We start from the raw sequence: 642 nt of genomic DNA, 5'->3' as shown, positions 1-642 counted from the left end.
GAACCTTGGAACATCATATGTTCAAAGAAGTGCGCAAAACCCGACTTACCGATTTCTTCACGAGCTGAGCCGACGTGATACGTGACATCAACGTGTACCAATGGATCAGAGCCCTCTGGTGCTAGAATTACGGTCAAGCCGTTATCGAGTTTGTATTTTTGATATGGGATCTTAACTTTGCCGTCTTCTGCTTTCGATGATTCGACGAAAGTCACCCCTTTTGGCAACGATGAAACAGGGGAATTTGATGCACAGCCCGTGATCACTAACAGTGAGCACGCGCCAACCCAAAACATTCTCATGTACTTTCCTTAAAATAATCCGAGATAAATGGCCGCCAACAAGCTGTACCGAGCGGCTTTTCCTAAAAATATTAAAATCACACACGGCAGAAATTTCATCCTTAACCATCCAGCCGCGAGACACAACGGATCACCAATAATTGGTAACCAACTGAAAAACAATCCCCAGTAGCCATATTTTGCTAGCCACTTTAAAGCGGTATGACCATGTTTTTCTTCTTGGGTTTTATTGGGGATCCATAACCCAAGCCAGTAATTGGTTAAGCCACCAAGCGTATTACCTATTGTGGCAACCAAAAGAATAGAAGAAACCGCATATTGATTGAGTGAGAGAGTTGCG

2 protein-coding genes are annotated in these 642 nt (G+C 43.8%); both read right to left on the bottom strand.

Annotated elements, in window-relative coordinates; all coding sequences use genetic code 11:
* Window positions 1–302 (bottom strand): insulinase family protein (locus R7093_RS26090; protein ID WP_318147130.1); only part of this gene is annotated, 302 nt, incomplete at its 3' end.
* Window positions 303–311: 9 nt separating this feature from the next.
* A partial coding sequence (locus R7093_RS26085; RefSeq protein ID WP_318147129.1) for a YqaA family protein occupies window positions 312–642 on the bottom strand: 331 nt, incomplete at its 5' end.

This window comes from Vibrio sp. 1580 (assembly GCF_033340055.1).
Note: the sequence above shows the minus strand (reverse complement) of the source record. Positions and strands in the feature narration are given on the sequence as shown.